At 67.4% G+C, this 16,400-nt stretch carries 16 protein-coding genes; 6 read left to right on the top strand and 10 right to left on the bottom strand.

Annotated elements, in window-relative coordinates; genetic code table 11:
• Positions 1 to 172: 172 nt before the first annotated feature.
• The gene (map, locus tag ACQR1Y_RS22325; protein WP_009027481.1) at positions 173 to 997 is read left to right on the top strand and encodes a type I methionyl aminopeptidase; all 825 of its coding nucleotides are present in this window, start codon (positions 173 to 175) and stop codon (positions 995 to 997) included.
• An 85-nt stretch (positions 998 to 1,082) separates the two neighbouring features.
• Here the strand turns inward: map and ACQR1Y_RS22320 are convergent, their stop codons facing one another.
• Positions 1,083 to 2,450, bottom strand: a complete 1,368-nt coding sequence (locus ACQR1Y_RS22320) for a DUF3616 domain-containing protein (protein WP_434894315.1) — start codon at positions 2,448 to 2,450, stop codon at positions 1,083 to 1,085.
• Between ACQR1Y_RS22320 and ACQR1Y_RS22315 the strand changes: the two genes are divergently transcribed.
• Positions 2,378 to 3,181 carry an intradiol ring-cleavage dioxygenase gene (locus tag ACQR1Y_RS22315; RefSeq protein WP_434878002.1) on the top strand — a complete coding sequence of 268 codons (804 nt, stop codon included), beginning with the start codon at positions 2,378 to 2,380 and terminating at the stop codon, positions 3,179 to 3,181. The genes ACQR1Y_RS22320 and ACQR1Y_RS22315 overlap by 73 nt on opposite strands.
• Here the strand turns inward: ACQR1Y_RS22315 and ACQR1Y_RS22310 are convergent, their stop codons facing one another.
• Positions 3,182 to 4,372 (bottom strand): MFS transporter, encoded by a 1,191-nt coding sequence (locus tag ACQR1Y_RS22310; RefSeq protein WP_434878003.1) that lies wholly within the window; start codon positions 4,370 to 4,372, stop codon positions 3,182 to 3,184.
• 185 nt (positions 4,373 to 4,557) lie between these two features.
• Positions 4,558 to 5,343, bottom strand: coding sequence for a methanethiol S-methyltransferase (gene mddA / locus ACQR1Y_RS22305; protein ID WP_434878004.1), 786 nt, complete (start codon positions 5,341 to 5,343; stop codon positions 4,558 to 4,560).
• A gap of 145 nt (positions 5,344 to 5,488) precedes the next feature.
• Between mddA and ACQR1Y_RS22300 the strand changes: the two genes are divergently transcribed.
• From ACQR1Y_RS22300 to radC, 3 genes are all read left to right on the top strand, one after another.
• Entirely contained in the window at positions 5,489 to 7,039 is a 1,551-nt protein-coding gene (locus ACQR1Y_RS22300; RefSeq protein WP_434862179.1) for an alpha/beta fold hydrolase, read from the top strand.
• A 46-nt stretch (positions 7,040 to 7,085) separates the two neighbouring features.
• Complete coding sequence (locus ACQR1Y_RS22295; protein ID WP_434878005.1) at positions 7,086 to 7,631, top strand: MAPEG family protein; 546 nt, start codon at positions 7,086 to 7,088, stop codon at positions 7,629 to 7,631.
• 68 nt (positions 7,632 to 7,699) lie between these two features.
• The gene (radC, locus tag ACQR1Y_RS22290; RefSeq protein ID WP_434862177.1) at positions 7,700 to 8,413 is read left to right on the top strand and encodes a RadC family protein; all 714 of its coding nucleotides are present in this window, start codon (positions 7,700 to 7,702) and stop codon (positions 8,411 to 8,413) included.
• Between the two features lie 33 nt (positions 8,414 to 8,446).
• On the opposite strand, the gene ACQR1Y_RS22285 is transcribed toward radC, so the two are convergent.
• The gene (locus ACQR1Y_RS22285) at positions 8,447 to 9,307 is read right to left on the bottom strand and encodes a DMT family transporter (protein WP_434878006.1); all 861 of its coding nucleotides are present in this window, start codon (positions 9,305 to 9,307) and stop codon (positions 8,447 to 8,449) included.
• 104 nt (positions 9,308 to 9,411) lie between these two features.
• On the opposite strand from ACQR1Y_RS22285, the gene ACQR1Y_RS22280 reads away from it, so the two are divergent.
• Positions 9,412 to 10,875 (top strand): PLP-dependent aminotransferase family protein, encoded by a 1,464-nt coding sequence (locus ACQR1Y_RS22280; protein WP_434878007.1) that lies wholly within the window; start codon positions 9,412 to 9,414, stop codon positions 10,873 to 10,875.
• On the opposite strand, the gene ACQR1Y_RS22275 is transcribed toward ACQR1Y_RS22280, so the two are convergent.
• The 6 genes from ACQR1Y_RS22275 to ACQR1Y_RS22250 all read right to left on the bottom strand — a co-directional run bounded on the left by ACQR1Y_RS22275 (position 10,869) and on the right by ACQR1Y_RS22250 (position 16,396).
• The gene (locus ACQR1Y_RS22275) at positions 10,869 to 11,210 is read right to left on the bottom strand and encodes a hypothetical protein (RefSeq protein WP_434862175.1); all 342 of its coding nucleotides are present in this window, start codon (positions 11,208 to 11,210) and stop codon (positions 10,869 to 10,871) included. The genes ACQR1Y_RS22280 and ACQR1Y_RS22275 overlap by 7 nt on opposite strands.
• A gap of 104 nt (positions 11,211 to 11,314) precedes the next feature.
• The gene (locus ACQR1Y_RS22270) at positions 11,315 to 12,970 is read right to left on the bottom strand and encodes a PAS-domain containing protein (protein WP_434878008.1); all 1,656 of its coding nucleotides are present in this window, start codon (positions 12,968 to 12,970) and stop codon (positions 11,315 to 11,317) included.
• Between the two features lie 141 nt (positions 12,971 to 13,111).
• Positions 13,112 to 13,711 carry an AprI/Inh family metalloprotease inhibitor gene (locus ACQR1Y_RS22265; protein ID WP_434862214.1) on the bottom strand — a complete coding sequence of 200 codons (600 nt, stop codon included), beginning with the start codon at positions 13,709 to 13,711 and terminating at the stop codon, positions 13,112 to 13,114.
• Positions 13,712 to 13,803: 92 nt separating this feature from the next.
• Positions 13,804 to 14,787 carry a 2-hydroxyacid dehydrogenase gene (locus tag ACQR1Y_RS22260; RefSeq protein WP_434878009.1) on the bottom strand — a complete coding sequence of 328 codons (984 nt, stop codon included), beginning with the start codon at positions 14,785 to 14,787 and terminating at the stop codon, positions 13,804 to 13,806.
• On the bottom strand, positions 14,787 to 15,599 hold the full coding sequence (locus tag ACQR1Y_RS22255; protein ID WP_434878010.1) for an ABC transporter permease: 813 nt from the start codon (positions 15,597 to 15,599) through the stop codon (positions 14,787 to 14,789). Before ACQR1Y_RS22255 ends, ACQR1Y_RS22260 begins: the two co-directional genes overlap by 1 nt.
• Complete coding sequence (locus tag ACQR1Y_RS22250; RefSeq protein WP_434878011.1) at positions 15,596 to 16,396, bottom strand: ABC transporter ATP-binding protein; 801 nt, start codon at positions 16,394 to 16,396, stop codon at positions 15,596 to 15,598. The genes ACQR1Y_RS22255 and ACQR1Y_RS22250 overlap by 4 nt, the downstream gene beginning before the upstream one ends.
• Positions 16,397 to 16,400 lie beyond the last annotated feature (4 nt).

Below are 16,400 nucleotides of genomic sequence, written 5' to 3'. Positions count from 1 at the left end.
GCCGCCGGAGCAGCCCCCTCCCTAGCCCTCCCCCGCACGCGGGAGAGGGAACAGACCGTGCGCGCGGCGCCTGCGCGGGCCGGCCGCGCCGTGCAGACCCGGCTTGCACCGGGGGGCAGGATCATTAAATTAGGCAATCACCCCACGACACCCCCGGGAACGAAACAGGCCCATGAGCTATATCGAAGCCACCGATACCGCTGCGCGCAAGAACGGCCAGATCAAGCTGCATGGCCCGAGCGGCTTCGCCGGGATGCGCAAGGCCGGCGCGCTGGTGTCGAAGTGCCTCGACGCGCTCACCGACATCGTCAAGCCGGGCGTTCCGACCTCGCGAATCGACGATGTCGTGCGCGACTTCGCCTTCAGCCATGGCGCCTATCCGGCGACCTTGATGTATCGCGGCTATCGCTACTCGACCTGCACCTCGATCAACCATGTCGTCTGCCACGGCATGCCGAACGACCGGCCGCTGAAGGAGGGCGACATCATCAATGTCGACGTGACCTTCATCGTCGACGGCTGGTACGGCGATTCCAGCCGGATGTATGCAATCGGGCCGATCTCGCGGAAGGCCGAGCGGCTGATCGAGGTCACTTATGAATCGATGATGCGCGGCATCGCCGCGGTGAAGCCCGGCGCCACCACCGGCGACATCGGCCACGCCATCCAGAGCTTCGTCGAGCCGCAGGGCATGAGCGTGGTGCGCGATTTCTGCGGCCATGGACTGGGACGGCTATTCCACGACGAGCCGAACATCATCCATGTCGGCCGCCCCGGCGAGGGCGTGCTGCTGAAGCCCGGCATGTTCTTCACGATCGAGCCGATGATCAATCTCGGCAAGCCGCATGTGAAGATCCTGTCCGACGGCTGGACGGCCGTCACGCGCGACCGCTCGCTGTCGGCGCAGTTCGAGCATTCGGTCGGCGTCACCAATGACGGCGTCGAGATCTTCACGCTGTCCGAGCGCCATGGCGAAAAGCCGCTGACGCAGGTGTGAGCTTGCCAGGACGTGTGAGCTCGCCAGAACGTTAGAACGTGCCGAGTCCGGCCCGTCACCTAATCGACCGGGTCAGCCGCGCTGCTCAATTGCGCTTGGGTTTCGGCAGTTCGACAGCGCCGCGATGCGGGGCGCCGTTCGGCAGCGAATCGAACAGCACGACGAAGGTGAGCCGGTCGGCGCTCGCCGCGAGCACGGCCAATCCTTCTGCTTTGCCGACGACCGGCTTTCTCTTGATGGTTTGCTGGACGGTCGCGAGCGTCCCCAGTTCCTCGGAGGCTCCGGTCGCGGGCTCGACGACGAACAGCTTGAACGGCACCTCCGGACCATGCGGCGCGCCGGCGAGCACCAGCAGCCGCCCGTCCGGCAACGCCGCCAAGTCGCGGATGCCACGTCCATCGAGCCTGATCGGCACCGCCTTCGCCGTGGCAGCACTCCGCTGATGTCCCGCAGCAAACAGGTCGGACACCGTCGCCGGCACGAGATAGGCGTTGCCGCCGATGACGGGCGCGCGCAGGCCGAACCACAGCTGGTCGCCCTGGGCGGCGATGCCCTCGATGTTCAGCCCGTTTTCGGATTCGAGATCCTTGCCCAGGAAATCACTGATCGTTGTGGCGCTTCGCAGCAGATCGGACACGCGATAGGTCGTCTCCGCCTCGGCCGAGGCAGCTGGATTGGCGCTGACGCGCGCCAGAATGAACGATGACCGCTGGAACTTGTTCATCTTGCGCGAGCAGCCATGGGAGCCGATCACGTAGTAATAGGGCTCCGCGTAGGCGACGCCTTCGCCGTCCAGATCGTCCTTCTCCTCTTTTTCCTCGTCGGCATCATCTTTCTTGCGGCCGGCCTCTTTCTTATTGTTGCATGCCACTTCCGGCGGGGCGCCCAGCGTCTTCTTGCTCGGCTCCTTGTCGACCAGTGTCACCATCGCGCCGGCCGTGATCCGATCGGTCTCCAGAACGGCGCGCTGGGCCGTCCGGTTCTCGTCGTTGATCAGCAGGCAGTTGCGCTTGCCCTGCTGCGGCGCCAGGCACGCGATGCCGCTGAGATCCTTTGCCGTCTTGCCGGGCTTCTTCTCGAAGGTGCCGGACACGTCGAGGCTGGTGAGAGGAATGGTGCCGCCCTGCGCGGCAACCAATCCCATGCTGCCGTCGATGACCATCGAGGCGACGAGAATTGCGCATGCCAATCGCATCATGACCTCCCGAGAATGAGCGCGTGCTGAAAACAACCGACGATTGCACAGCCATCGGAGAGCTGCAACGGCATCATCTGTGGCCCGTGCGGGTTCCCTGCGCGTGTGCTGCGCATCGTGCAGGTCTGATTGTTGCCATGCCCGGGTGATTTGTGAGCAGCATCGGCATGCGATTGGAGGCGCTCTTGGCGAACGCAACACGCCGCGGCTTTCTCGGACTTGTCTCCGCGGGGGCCGCGCTGCTCGCACCTTCAGCACACGCAGAGTCGGAGTCCTCGACGCTTTCAGCGGGCGCGGACGACGCCTGCGTCCTCATGCCGCAATCCGAATCGGGCCCCTATTACTTCGATCCCAAGCTAGTGCGGGCCGACATCGCCGAAGGCCGGCCCGGCGTGCCGCTGTCGCTCCGGCTGCGTGTGATCGAGGCCGGCGCCTGCACGCCGATCCCGGGCGCCCGCGTCGATATCTGGCATTGCGACGCCCGCGGCATCTATTCCGGCTATCCGGGCCAGGGCGACACCCACAAGCTCGACCAGAGCGGCAAAACCTTCCTGCGCGGCACGCAGATGGCGGATGCCGCGGGCTGGGCCGCATTCAAAACGATCTATCCCGGCTGGTATGCGGGACGCGCCACCCACATCCACTTCCGGGTGTTCCTCGACGACGCCACCGTGCTGACCGGCCAGACCTTCTTCCCCGAAGCGCTGAACGAGTTCATCTACACCAACGTGCCGGACTACACCGGACGACCGAAGCAGCGGCTCGTCGTCAACGCCAATGACCGCGTCGCCAGCGACGCCGATCCCGACCATCGCGCCTATTGCGCGATCAAGGAGGAGCGCGATCAGTACCTTGCGACGCTGACGCTCGCGGTGAGCCGCAAGCCTGCGGCGGCTGTCGAAATGCCCACCGGCAAGCTGCCGCCGGCGCCCTGGATCAAGGATCGCCTGGCCGCGCTGGTGCCGGGGCTCAAGCGCAGCCCGTTCTGATCAGCGCTGCTCGGTGAACTGATAGGCCAGCGCGATGAGCGGCAGCACTGTTCCGAGAACGGCCGCGAACGTCCAGCCGCCGTGCGCATAGGCCCAGGCGCCGAGGCCCGAGCCGGCCGCGCCGGCGACGAAGAAGGTGGTCATGTAGAGACCGTTGAGCCGGCTGCGCTGGCCGGCGCCGAGCACGAACAGCACGCGATAGCCGAGGATCAGGCTGAGTTGCGCGCCGCAGTCGATCGCGATCGCCGCGAACACCAGCGCCGCCAGCGACCAGTTGGTTCCCGATGGCGCCAGCAGCGTGACCGCAAAGCCGATCGCGCACATCAGCATCGAGGCGATCGTCGCCGGCCGGGTCCAGCCGCGATCGGCGATCCGGCCGGCGACCGGGGCCATGATCGCACCGGCAACGCCGGCCAGCGCGAACAGCGCGATGCCGGTCTGCGACATCCGGAAGTCGGGCCCCGCCAGCAGCAGCGGCGATGTGGTCCAGAACACGCTGAAGCAGCCGAACAGCGCAGCCTGGTAGAACGCACGGCGGCGCAGCGCCGGGGTGTCGCGATAGAGCTGCACCATCGAGCCGAGCAGTTGGCCGTAGCTGAGCCGCGCCTGCGGCTCGCGCGGCGGCAGCGCCACGCGCAGCACGACGGCCAGGCTCAGCATGGCCACGGAAGATGCCGCATAGATCACGTGCCAGGAGGCATGGGCGGCCACGAAGCTCGACAGCGGCCGCGCCAGCATGATGCCGAGCATCAGCCCGGTTGTGACGTTCCCGACCGTCCGGCCACGGATCGCCTCCGGCGCCATGTGGCCGGCATAGGGAATGAGAATCTGCACCGCGACCGAGCCGAATCCGATCAGCAGCGCGGACAGCAGGAAGGTCGGCGGGCTCGTCGCCAGCGCCGCGCAGGCCAGCGCGGCGGCACCGATGATCACGGTCGCGACGATCAGTTTGCGATTCTCGATGAGATCGCCGAGCGGCACCACGAACAGGAGCCCCGCGCCATAGCCGATCTGACTCATCGTCACCAGCAGGCCCGCGAGCTGCGGGCGAAGTCCGAGGTCGGCGCTGATCGGACCGATCAGCGGCTGGGCGTAATAGATGTTGGCAACGATCAGCCCGCAGGAGAAGGCGAGCAGCAGTGTGATCCAGGCCGACAGCTGGTCGGTGGAATCAGACGTCAGGGTGGTCAACGCAGATCTCTCTTAAGGCAGGGACGGCCGCCATTGGGCCGATGCGGACGCGGGCTGTCGAGACGCGATTTTGCATCGCAACATTCACGCTCGACATAGGTTCGGGGCTCTCCCGCACCAAGTCACGTCTGCGTGGCCATGCGACTGCGCATGGCCTGCCCTGCACGAGGCAACCGCCAGCGGCCTCAGGGATTGCTGCGCGGGGCCGGCGAGGCCTCACCATCTGCGTTGAACCGGCTGCCCACCAGCCGCGGCAGCAGCATCGGAACCCTCTGGCGATAGCGCTCGTAGCTCGCGCCGAACTGGGCGACCAGATCGCGCTCCTCCAGCCACACGCCGACCAGGATGTAGGCCGTGTTGAGGGCTGCGAACAGCAGGTGACCGACCGACATCTCCGGCGTCGCCCAGAAGGCGATCAGGAAGCCGAGCATCAGCGGATGGCGCACGAGGCGATACAGCAGCGGCGTCTTGAACGGATGCGCCGGCGCCTCCGTCCCGCGGACGGCAAAGATCGCCTGGCGCAAGCCGAACAGGTCGAAATGGTCGATCAGATAGGTCGAGGTCAGCACGAGCAGCCAGCCGAACCAATGCAGCCCGGTCAGCACCGTCGCCGCAATGCCGTCCAGGCGCCAGACCAGCGTTGGAATCGGCCGCCACTGCCACAGCAGCAGCAACAGCACCAGGCTCGACAGCAGCACATAGGTGCTGCGCTCGGCGGCTTTTGGAATCATGCGCGTCAGCATGCGCTTGAAGGCTGGACGCGCCATCACGCTGTGCTGGACCGCAAACAGCGCGAGCAGCAGCACATCGATTATGACGGCCTCGACGACCGGGCCGGAGACGCCGACGTCGATCGACTTGCCCGTGATAAGGTTGGTGTTCCCGACGAAACCGACCGCCCATCCGAATGACACAAGAAAGACGGCATAGCTCACGGCGGCATAGAGCAGAATGAGGAGACGGCCAAACATGTCTATTTCCTTGTTGCTTCGAGGACGGCCTGCCGCCATCGACGCGTCCGATCGTTCGATCGCGCGCGTCCCTGGCGAGACCGAGCCGTAGCAACCGAGCGTCCCCCAAGCGTCCCCCGACGCGTCTCCCACAGGCCGCCTCCCGATGGTTCAGTTCCGCGTCCAGACATTCGGCTTTCCCGAGCTGCAGCGAGACGGTCGACCGTGTCCGCTGGCGCTGCGCAAGGGCGTTGCCTTGCTGGTCTATCTGGCGGAAACCAAGGGGCCGGTCGGGCGCGACAGCGTGGCCGCGATGTTCTGGCCGGAGACGCCAGACGACGTCGCTCGGGCGCGGCTGCGCCGTCTGCTGCACCGGATCCAGCTGACGCTCGGCGACGGCTGCCTTGCCGTCGACCGGTCGACCATCAAGTGGGCCGCGAGCGCCATGCCGGAGGTCGATTCCGCGCAGTTCGAAGCCGCCTGCGATGCCGGCGACTTCGAGCAGGCCTGCCGCCTCTACACACATGACTTCCTCGACGGCTTCACGGCCGGCGACTGCCCGCAATTCGACGAATGGGCCTTCTTCCGGCGCGAGGCCCTGCGCGGCCGCGCAGTGCAGGCGCTGGAGCGCGTGGTGCAGGACCGCAGTGCCGCCGGTGACCATTCTGCCGCGGCGGCCCATGCTCACCGCCTGGTGGCACTCGATCCCCTCAGCGAGGTCTATGGCCGCGCCTTGATCCGCAGCCTGCTGATGGCCGGCGATCGCGCCGCCGCCGAGCGCCAGCTCGAGGCGCTGACGCAGCGCCTGCGGGACGAACTCGGCGTGGCGCCCGAAGCCGAGACGCTGGCGCTGTTGAAGCAAGGGGCAGCCGAGCCCGGCCCAAGCGTGCCGCCGACACGCTATGTCCGTGGCGGCCATGTCCATCTCGCCTACCAGACCTATGGCAGCGGCCCGCTGGACATCCTGCTGCTGCCCGGCTTCGTCTCGCATGTCGAGCGCGTCTGGGAGGAGCCGCGCTGCCGGGCGATGCTGTCCGCGCTGGCCGCCATGGGCCGGCTGATCCTGTTCGACCGTCGCGGCATCGGCCTCTCCGACCGCGTCGGCTTCAGCCCGAGCGTTGCGGCGACCGCCGCCGACATCGCCACCGTGCTCGATGCCGCCGGCAGCCGCCGCACGCTGCTGCTCGGCGCCTCCGAGGGCGGCCCCGCCTGCGTCGCCTTCGCCGCCGATCATCCCGAGCGGGTCGCCGGGCTGATCCTGTTCGCCTCGCTCGCCAAGGGCAGCGCGACGGCGGACTATCCTCACGCGCTACAGGCCGCCCAGTATGACATGTGGCTGCAGCAGCTCGTCGCGGAATGGGGCGGGCCGGCGGGCATCGAGACATTCGCGCCGAGCCTGGCCGGCGATCCCCAGGCGCGCGCCTGGTGGGCCGGCCTGCTGCGGGCGTCTTCCAGCCCCGGCGCCATCAGGGGCCTGCTCGAGGCCTTGAGGGATACGGATGTCCGGCACCTGCTGGCGCGAATCGCCGCGCCGACCCTGGTGCTGCACCGCCGCCGCGATCGCGCCGTGCTGGTTGCCGCGGGACGGCATCTGGCCAGCCACATTCCCAAAGCACGCTTTGTCGAGCTCGACGGTGCCGATCACTGGGTGTTTGCCGGAGATCAGCAGCCGGTGCTCGCTTGCATCCGGGACTTCATCGGCCATCTCCCGGTCTAGGCGGGACGACCCAATCGATGTAGTCCCGAGACGGGAGGATTCGTCGGTGAACGAAGACCACGCCGGTTTCCAACGCGAGCAGCGGCAGGTCGCCATTGGCATGGCCGCGGCCGCCCTGGTTGCCATCGCCGCGATCGCATTCGCGCTCTGGCGCGCCGCAGGGGGCCCCGCGCAACCGGTGGCGGAGCGGCTCGCGGTTGCCCTCAAGCTCGATCTGCTCGTGATCGTGTGGCTGCTCGCATCCATCGGCAACGTCGCCCGGCTGCGCTTCTTCTCGCCCCAGGACATCGCAGGCAGCGCCAGCACCGCGCCGAGTGATGCCGTCCGGGGCGGCAACGCGATCCTTCAGAACACGCTGGAGCAGGTGGTGCTGGCCGTCACGGTCCATCTGGCGCTGGCGGCGGCGCTGCCCGCGCCGACGCCTGTGCTGATGACGCTGGTGGTGCTGTTCGGTCTCGGACGCCTGCTGTTCTGGCGCGGCTATGCAAGCGGCGCGGCCGGCCGCGCCTTCGGCTTCGCGTTGACCTTCTATCCCACGGCGTTCGCGCTGATCGCAGGCATCGTCCTCGTGCTGACCGGCCGGGCGGCCTAGCCGTCACCGGCAGCCGTCGCGAACACTTCGAGGTTGCAAAACCGGCGCGGCGCGGCATGCTGCGGCGGATGCCGGATAAGACCTCCCCTGTCGATGTGACACCCAGCGAGCCGCCGCACTATCTCGGCCATCGCCAGCGGCTGCGCGAGCGCTTTCACAGCGCCGGCCCCGATGCGCTCAACGATTACGAACTGCTGGAGATGGTGCTGTTCGCGGCGCTGCCGCGGCGTGACGTCAAGCCGCTGGCCAAGGCGCTGCTGAAGACGTTCGGCTCCTTCGCCGAGGTGATCCATGCGCCGGAGCCGCGGCTGCGCGAGATCGACGGCGTCGGCGACGCCTCGATCACCCAGCTCAAGCTGATCGCAGCCGCCGCCCATCGCATCGCCAGGGGCGAAGTCCGGCAGAAGCATGCGCTGGCGTCGTGGCAGGACGTGATCACCTATTGCCGCACCAGCATGGCCTTCGCCGAGAAGGAGCAGTTCAGGCTGCTGTTCCTCGACAAGCGCAACCAGCTGATCGCCGACGAGGTGCAGCAGACCGGCACCGTCGACCACACGCCGGTCTATCCGCGCGAGGTGATCAAGCGCGCGCTGGAACTATCCGCAACCGCCATCATCCTGGTGCACAACCACCCCTCCGGCGATCCGACGCCGTCGCAGGCCGACATCCGCATGACCAAGACCATCGTCGACATCGCCAAGCCGCTCGGGATCACCGTCCACGACCACATCATCGTCGGCAAGAACGGGCACACCAGCCTGAAGGGCTCGGGGCTGATGTGAGGCGGAGCGACCGCAGTCATCGCGACAGTCAGCTCACGCCCAGCGTCGTGCCATCGCGACGCAGAGAACGACGATCGCGGCGGCGCCGACCATCGACGATGACACCGGTTCGTGCAGCAGCAGGCTTGCAAAGACGAGGCCGAGGAACGGCTGCAGCAATTGCAACTGGCCGACGGTGGCGGTGCCACCACGCGCGAGGCCGCGGTACCAGAAGGCGAAGCCGACGAACATGCTGAAGACCGAGACATAGCCGAGGCCGAGCCAGGCCGCGGCCGTGATCGCCTGAGACGGGCCCGGCCAGGTCAGCGCCGAGACCACGAGCATCAGCGGCAATGACAGCAGCAGCGCCCATGAGATCACCTGCCAGCCGCCGAGCCGACGCGTGAGCATCGCGCCCTCCGCATAGCCGAGGCCACAGACGATGATCGCCGCGACCATCGCAAGATCTCCGATCAGCGACGCCACGCCATCCTGCATCAGCGCGAAGCCGGACACTGCGGCGGCGCCGAGCGCGGCGAACAGCCAGAACAGAGGCTGTGGCCGCTCACCGCCGCGCAGCACGCCGAACAGAGCCGTCGACAGCGGCAGCAGTCCGACAAACACGATCGCATGGGCCGAGGTGATGTGCTGGAGCGCGAGCGCCGTCAGCAGCGGAAAGCCGACGACCACGCCGAGCGCCACGATGCCGAGCGACAGCAGGTCGCGCCGCCCGGGAAGCGGCTGCCGCAACAGGACGAGACACGCTGCCGCGAGCAGCGCCGCAAGCGTCGCGCGCGCCCCCGTCAGGAACAGCGGCGCAAAGCCTTCCAGCGCTGCGCGTGTCGCCGGCAGCGAGCCGCTGAAGATCGTCATGCCGATCGCCCCGCTGCCCCAGCCTTCGATTGATCCCTTCATCGTCTTCCTCCCGGCTGCCTCCGATCTAGCCGGCGCGGCCTTGTTGCGGCAGCCACAGATCAGTACAATCCTGGCAAACTGTACTGGTTATCGGAGCAATACACTTGAAGGCGATCACCACGGCTTCCCACGATCGGGGTCCGCGCACGGCAGCCGTGATCGCGGCCATTCGCCAGCGGCTGGAGACGCGCGCGCTCGGCCCAGGTCAGCGACTGCCGTCGATCCGCGCGTTCGCGGCGAGCATGGGCGTGGCGCCGGCGACGGTCGTGGAGGCCTATGACCGGCTGGCCGCGGAGGGCATCATCCGCGCCCGCCGCGGATCTGGCTTCTATGTCGCCGATCTCGCGCTGCCGCCGCTCGCTCTCGCCGAGCGTGAGCCGCACCGTCCCCGTGCGGTCGATCCGTTCTTCGTGTCGCGTCAGTCGCTCGATGCTGGCACGGCGACATTGACGCCGGGTTGCGGCTGGCTGCCGGCCGACTGGATGCCGCAGGACGCGCTGCGTCGCGCGGTCCGCGCGCTGGCGCGCAGTGAAGACGGCGTGCTGACCGACTATGGCGCCTCACGCGGGTCGCCGGCGCTGCGACGCGTACTGCAGGCCCGCTTGGCCGGCCTCGGGATCGAGGCGTTCAGCGAGCAGGTGCTGCTGACCGCGTCGGGCACGCAGGCGATCGACCTGATCTGCCGCATGATGCTCCGGCCCGGTGACGCGGTGCTGGTCGACGACCCCTGCTATTTCAATTTCCTGGCGCTGCTGCGTGCGCACCAGGCGCGGATCGTGAGCGTGCCGATGACGCCGAGCGGGCCCGACATCGCACAGTTCGAGGCGGTGCTGTCGGCCGAGCGGCCGCGGCTCTACATCACCAATTCCGGACTGCACAATCCGACCGGGGCGTCACTGTCGCTGCAGACCGCGCACCGCCTGCTCAACGCCGCCGCCGCATCCGACACGATCATCATCGAGGACGACATCTACGGCGACTTCGAGCCCGAGCCGTCGCCGCGGCTGGCCGCGCTCGACGGACTGCAGCGCGTCATCCTGGTCGGCAGCTTCTCCAAGACGCTGTCGGCATCCGTCCGCTGCGGCTACATCGCGGGCCGGGCGGACTGGATCGAGCCGCTGATCGACCTGCAGATCGCGACCGGCTTCGGCGGCCCCGGACAATTCGCCGCAGAGGCCCTGGCGCAGGTCGTGACCAGCGGCGCCTATCGCAAGCATATCGAGGAGCTGCGCGCGCGGCTGTCGCGCGCACGTCCGCGCGTCGCGGCGCGGCTGCAGCGCCTCGGCATCACGCCCTGGCTGATGCCGCGCGGCGGCTATCATCTGTGGTGCAGGCTGCCGGACGGATGCGCGGCGGTCGACGTCGCCCAGGCCGCGCTGGCCGACAATGTGGTGCTGGCGCCCGGCGACGTCTTCAGCACGGCGCAAACAGCCGGCATGATGATGCGCTTCAACGTGGCGCATTGCGAGGATGTGCGCGTGATCGCCGCGCTCGAGCGCGCCCTGCAGCAATCCGCGGCGCGACACGGCGCGCCGTCAGACTCTGTTGCGATCAGCAGGACTCAGTAGCAGTAGCGCGGATGCGCGCGGACCCAGGAGCCGTCGCCGCGCTGCAGATAGCAGCCGTTGCGATAGGAGTAGTAGCCGCCGCGGCGCCGCTCGCCATCGGCTGCGATGGCGGCTCCCGTTCCCGCGCCGATCACGGCGCCGATCGCAGCACCACGTCCGCCACCGATCGCACCGCCGAGAATGGCGCCGCCGGCACCGCCGAGGATCGCACCGCCCAGCACGTCCTGCGCGGCGGCCTGATGCAGCGGCGCAAGGGTCGTCGCAAGCGTCGCAAAGGTCAGCAGCGCTGCGGCACTGAGGCGGGTGGCAAGAGAAATCCCCAGGCGTCGGGTCATGTACACGTCTCCGTTCCGGGCAAGCTAGTCCGCCCGAGCCGGCCGTTCTTGATGCAGATCAAGGCAGCGTCAAGGCGGCGTATCCCGACATCGCCGCGTTCCGCTCATGCCGCTGCGCGCTGATCCTGCGTGCGATCCTCGACGATGCTGAGAAGGTATTTCGGCTCGCCCTCGCCCGTGGAAACCGGCAACCGGCGCACGACGACATCGCGCTTGCCGTTGCCGGGCGTCTCGATGCTGTGCGTCTTCGGCACCTGGTCGACGACCGCCTGGCCGAGCTGCTCGCGGTCGAAGGTCTCCAGAAGCTCCCCCGTCGGCTCCGGGAACAGCTCGCGCGCTGCGCGGCCGATGATCTCGGAACGGGGCAGGCCGAACAGCACCTCAGTGGCGCGGTTGACGAACACGTAGCGCAGCGACTGCGCGTCCTTGGCGACCACGGCCTGCGGAATGTTTTCGAGCAGCGCGGCCAGGAAGTATTCGGCGCGCGCCAGCACCCGCTCGTTGCGCCGCTGTGCGGTGAAGTCCTCATGCGTCGCGATCCAGCCGCCTCCGTCCATCGGGCGTTCCGCAATACGGATGATGCGGCCGTCGGCCAGCTCCATCTCGAAGGTCTCGGCGCGCCTTTGCTTCATCCGCTCACGCAGCGCGGCGAGAAACTCCGACGGCTTCTCGCGCAACAGTCCGAGCTTGGCGCGATGCGCCAGGATCTCGCGCATATGCGCGCCGGGCTTCGCGATCGAGCCGGGAACGCCGTAGAGCTTGCGATACTGGTCGTTGACCATCAGCACGTAGCCGAAGCTGTCGAGCATGATGAGCCCCTGCGCCATGTTGGCGACGGCGGCGTCGAGCCGCTGCTGGCTGCTGATCGCGCCCTGCTCCAGCCGCTCGTTGTCGCGCAGGACATCGGCATGCTGCCGTTCGATCTCGACTTCGTGCTGCTCGAGCTCCTGCAGGCGGAACGTGCCTTCCTGGTAGGTCTCGACGGCATGCGCGACACGTCCGATCTCGTCATGCCGCCGCGCATGCGGAATTTTCAGCTTGATGCGGCCGGCGGCGATGCGGTCGGTGACTTCGGCGACGTCCAGGAGCGGCATCAGGACGCCCCAGCGCAGCGCCAGCGCCGCGGCCGCGATCAGGGCGATCAGCAGCAGGCCGAGGCCGCCGAGATAGACCAAGGCAAGACCACGCTCGTCCACGAGCTCGTTGAGCTCGCCCATGCGCTCGTCGTAGAGCCGCGACAGGGCCTCGAGATCCTCGTTGAGCGCGGTACGGACCGCGCGGTTCTCGTCGTTGTCGCCGAGCTCGCGCGCCGCGGACGAACCGACTGAAATCGTCCGGCGCGCCATTTCCGTCCGGAATGCAATGAACTGGTCGATGCGCTTCCGGAACGGTGCGAACACGGCCGCATCATCGTCGGCGAGCGCGGCCTGCCATTCCTCAACGACCTTGGCGAGCTGCGCGATCTTCGCCAGTTGCGAATCGGCGTAACGCCGCGCCACGTTGCGATCGAACGACATATAGATGCCGCGCGATTCCATCACGACGGCGTAGATCAGCGCATTGGTGCGTTCGATGTTGCGGGAGGCGACGGCGAGGTGCTCGAGCCGGTCGTAGAACATGCGCTGTTCGCGCAACGCCGACAACGCGCCGAGCGTCAGCAGCATCACCAGAACGGCGAAGCCGATGGCGGCCATCGAAATCTTGTCGTTGAGGCTGAACGACGGCAGCGAATGGGTGAACCTGCGCACTGGACTCTGCATGGCTGGCTCCCGGCCTTGGGACAACCATCAGACGCAGCATCTGTAAACGACACGTTTAAATCGCTTCTGCAACTCGCAACGAAGCGTTAACCGGCATGACCGAACTGTTAACGTCAGCGAATGGCGCGCGCGGTCCCGGCCTCACTGCCGCAGCATGATCAGCGGATTCGCGCTGTCCGGCACCAGCCGCCACTGCGCATTGTCGTCCGCCTCGAACCGCCAGGTCTCGCCGCGGTCGGACATCAGCATCATCTGGCCGTGCTCGAGCCGCCACTGCGACGGCGCGAAAGCCGCGACAGCGGGATCGCATTTCGGCTTCACGAACACCTGGAAATTGTCGTTGCCGGCGTCGTTGTTGGTCAGCACCAGGCTGCAGATCACAGCGCCGTTGCCGCGCACCATGGCCCAGTCGCCGATCATCTGGTCCATCGACTTGGCGAGCGACCGCGCTGCCGCGAGGTTCTGCAGGATGTAGACGCCCTCGCCCTGGCGCAGGCCCTCGAAAATGCCGGCCTCAACCTCGGTGAAGTCGATCACCGCCTCGCCGTTGGCGGATTGCAGGCTGACGATGTCGTCGAGCCCCTTCACGTTCCAGCCGGCGATGTCCTTGGTGAAGGGCAGCGCGGTCGCGCAGCCCGGCTCCATTTCGAGCTTCATCCCGCGCTGCGCCGCCTCGGGCTTCAAGGTCAGCACGCAGGTCTTGCTGCGCTCGGTGGTCGCAAGCTCCCATTGTCCGATCATCGCTTTCTTCAGGCCGCCCGCATCCTGCGCAGGCGCGGGAACGGTGGCCAATGACGACAGCAATGCGATCAGCAATGGGAGCGAGCGTTTCATCAGCGGCCTTTCACCGGCGTTTCCGGAACGGGCGTCAGCGGCGGCTTGCCGGCAAACCAGACCTTGAGATTGTCGACCACCAGCTGATCCATCGCGTTGCGGGTTACGATGGCAGCGGAGCCGATGTGTGGCAGCAGCACGACATTGTCCATCGCCTTGAGCGCGTCGGGCACCGCCGGCTCCTTCTCGAACACGTCGAGGCCGGCGGCGAGAATCGTGCCGGACTTCAGCGCATCCACCAAAGCCTGCTCGTCGATAACGGAGCCGCGGGCCACGTTGACGACGACGCCGCGCGGTCCGAGCGCCTTCAGCACCTCGGCATTGACGATCTTGTTGGTCGAGGCGCCGCCCGGCACGATGACGACCAGCGTATCGACGTCCTTCGCCATCGCCAGCAGGTCGGGATAATGCTTGTTGGCGACGCCGGCCGCGGGCTTGCGCGAATGATAGACGACCGGAACCAGCGAGGCTTCGAGCCGGCGCGCGATCGCCTGGCCGATGCGGCCCATGCCGACCATGCCGACGGTGCGGTCGCGCAGCGAGCCGACGCTGAGCGGATACGGCTTCTGTTCCCATTCGCCCGAGCGCACGTATCGGTCGGCCTTGATGAACTCGCGACAGGTTGCGATCAGCAGGCCCAGCGCGACGTCGGCAACCTCCTCGGTCAGCACGTCCGGCGTGTTGGTGACCACGATGCCGTGCTGGCCGGCGTGAGCCGCCGCGACGTGGTCATAGCCGACGCCGAAGCTCGCGATGATCTCCAGCTTCGGCAGCATGGCCATGACCGCGGCATCGGTCTTGACGGTGTGGAAGGTCACGGCAACACCGCGAATGCGCCCCTTCAAGTCCGCCGGCAGCGCTTCGAGGTCGGCCTGCGTCGTCGCATGATGCACATTGAAGCTGTCCGGGAACCCCTTCTCCAGGATCGGCCGCAACGGCCCATAGATCAGAACATCGACCTTGTCAGACGAAGTCGCCGCCATCAGTTATCCTTTCCAAGCGCGCTCTCATGCCAGCGCCGTAAAACGAGGTGCGAAACTAGCGCCAGCAAGCCATAGATGACAATCCCGGCCACCGACAGCAGCACCAATGCAGCAAACATGCGAGGTATGTTGAGTCGATAGCCGGATTCCGCGATGCGATAGGCGAGTCCCGATCCGGCACCGGCGCTGCCGGCCGCGATCTCGGCGACGACCGCGCCGATCAGCGACAGGCCGCCGGCGATGCGCAGGCCGCCGAGAATGTAAGGCAGCGCGGCGGGCAGCTTCAGATAGCGCAGCGTCTGCCAGCGCGAGGCGCCATAGAGCTGAAACAGCCCGGCAAGGTTGCGGTCGACAGAATTGAGTCCGAGCGCGGTGTTCGACAGCACCGGAAAGAAGCCGACGATCCACGCACAGGTCACCACGGCGGTCTGCTGCGGCAGATATATCAGCAGCAGCGGCGCGATCGCGATGACCGGAGTCACCTGCAGCACCACGGCATAGGGAAACAGCGCCCATTCCAGCCATTTCGACTGGTTGAACAGCAGCGCCAGCGCGATGCCGCCAAGCGCCGCGGCGACGAAGCCTTCGAGCGTGGTGATGAGGGTCGTCACCAGCGATTGGAAGAGGATGTCCCAATCGCTCACCAGGGTCTTCAGCACCAGGAGCGGTCCCGGCAGCACATAAGGCTGGATGTCATTCAGGCGGACGGAAAGCTCCCACGCCGTCATCACGGCAATGAAGACGACCGCCGGAGAGACGAGGCTCGCAAGCCGCGCCGCCGAGACGGAGACACCGCGCCGACCGTCGCTCACAGCGCATGCACTCCGGTGTAGGCCGGTGCCAACGCATCCGAGACACGACGGCAATACGCCGCATAGTCCGGCGAAGCGCGGAACGCATCGTCGCGCGTCCCGGCCTCGATCGGGATCTCGGCGCTGAGCCGGCCGGGCCGCGCCGTCACCACCAGCACCCGCTGCGACAGATAGACCGACTCGAACACCGAGTGAGTCACGAACAGAACGGTCATGTTCAGCTTGCGCCACAGCGCCAGGAGATCGTTGTTGAGCCGGAACCGCGTGATCTCGTCGAGCGCGGCGAACGGCTCGTCCATCAACAGGATGTCCGGCTGCGTCACCAGCGCCCGCGCCAGCGACGCGCGCATCTTCATGCCGCCGGACAATTCGCGCGGAAACGCGTCGGCGAAATCGGCGAGCCCGACCTGCGCCAGCGCCGCGTCGACCCGCAGGCGCGCATCGGCGGCCGGCAGATGCGCGAGCTTCAGCGGCAGGCCGACATTGTCACGCACGCTGGTCCAGGGCATCAGGGTCGGCTCCTGGAACACGAAGCCGATGCGGTGGCCGGACTGCGTCGCGGAGGCTGCCGCCGCCACATCCAGCACGCCGGACGTCGGCGCCACGAGCCCCGCGATCAGGCGCAGCGCCGTCGACTTGCCGCAGCCGGAGGGTCCCAGCAGCGACACGAATTCGCCCTTGGCAATCGTCAGGTCGATCGGCCCCAGCGCTGCCACGCCGGACTCGTAGACCTTGGTGACGCCGCGCAGGCGCACGGCGCTTCCGTCGGCGCGCGCGGACGAAGGGGACGAACTCATCTGC

The organism is Bradyrhizobium sp. HKCCYLRH3099 (assembly GCF_051167855.1).
Classification (GTDB): Bacteria; Pseudomonadota; Alphaproteobacteria; order Rhizobiales; family Xanthobacteraceae; genus Bradyrhizobium.
This window is presented reverse-complemented; position numbering and strand designations above follow the sequence as displayed.

Excerpts from the sequence above, each read along its gene's own strand:
- map (WP_009027481.1), top strand. The coding sequence starts at position 173 with ATGAGCTATATCGAAGCCACCGATACCGCTGCGCGCAAGAACGGCCAG.
- mddA (WP_434878004.1), bottom strand. The coding sequence starts at position 5,343 with ATGTTTGGCCGTCTCCTCATTCTGCTCTATGCCGCCGTGAGCTATGCC.
- ACQR1Y_RS22300 (WP_434862179.1), top strand. The coding sequence starts at position 5,489 with ATGGTTCAGTTCCGCGTCCAGACATTCGGCTTTCCCGAGCTGCAGCGA.
- radC (WP_434862177.1), top strand. The coding sequence starts at position 7,700 with ATGCCGGATAAGACCTCCCCTGTCGATGTGACACCCAGCGAGCCGCCG.
- ACQR1Y_RS22285 (WP_434878006.1), bottom strand. The coding sequence starts at position 9,307 with ATGAAGGGATCAATCGAAGGCTGGGGCAGCGGGGCGATCGGCATGACG.
- ACQR1Y_RS22275 (WP_434862175.1), bottom strand. The coding sequence starts at position 11,210 with ATGACCCGACGCCTGGGGATTTCTCTTGCCACCCGCCTCAGTGCCGCA.
- ACQR1Y_RS22270 (WP_434878008.1), bottom strand. The coding sequence starts at position 12,970 with ATGCAGAGTCCAGTGCGCAGGTTCACCCATTCGCTGCCGTCGTTCAGC.
- ACQR1Y_RS22265 (WP_434862214.1), bottom strand. The coding sequence starts at position 13,711 with ATGATCGGACAATGGGAGCTTGCGACCACCGAGCGCAGCAAGACCTGC.
- ACQR1Y_RS22260 (WP_434878009.1), bottom strand. The coding sequence starts at position 14,787 with ATGGCGGCGACTTCGTCTGACAAGGTCGATGTTCTGATCTATGGGCCG.
- ACQR1Y_RS22250 (WP_434878011.1), bottom strand. The coding sequence starts at position 16,396 with ATGAGTTCGTCCCCTTCGTCCGCGCGCGCCGACGGAAGCGCCGTGCGC.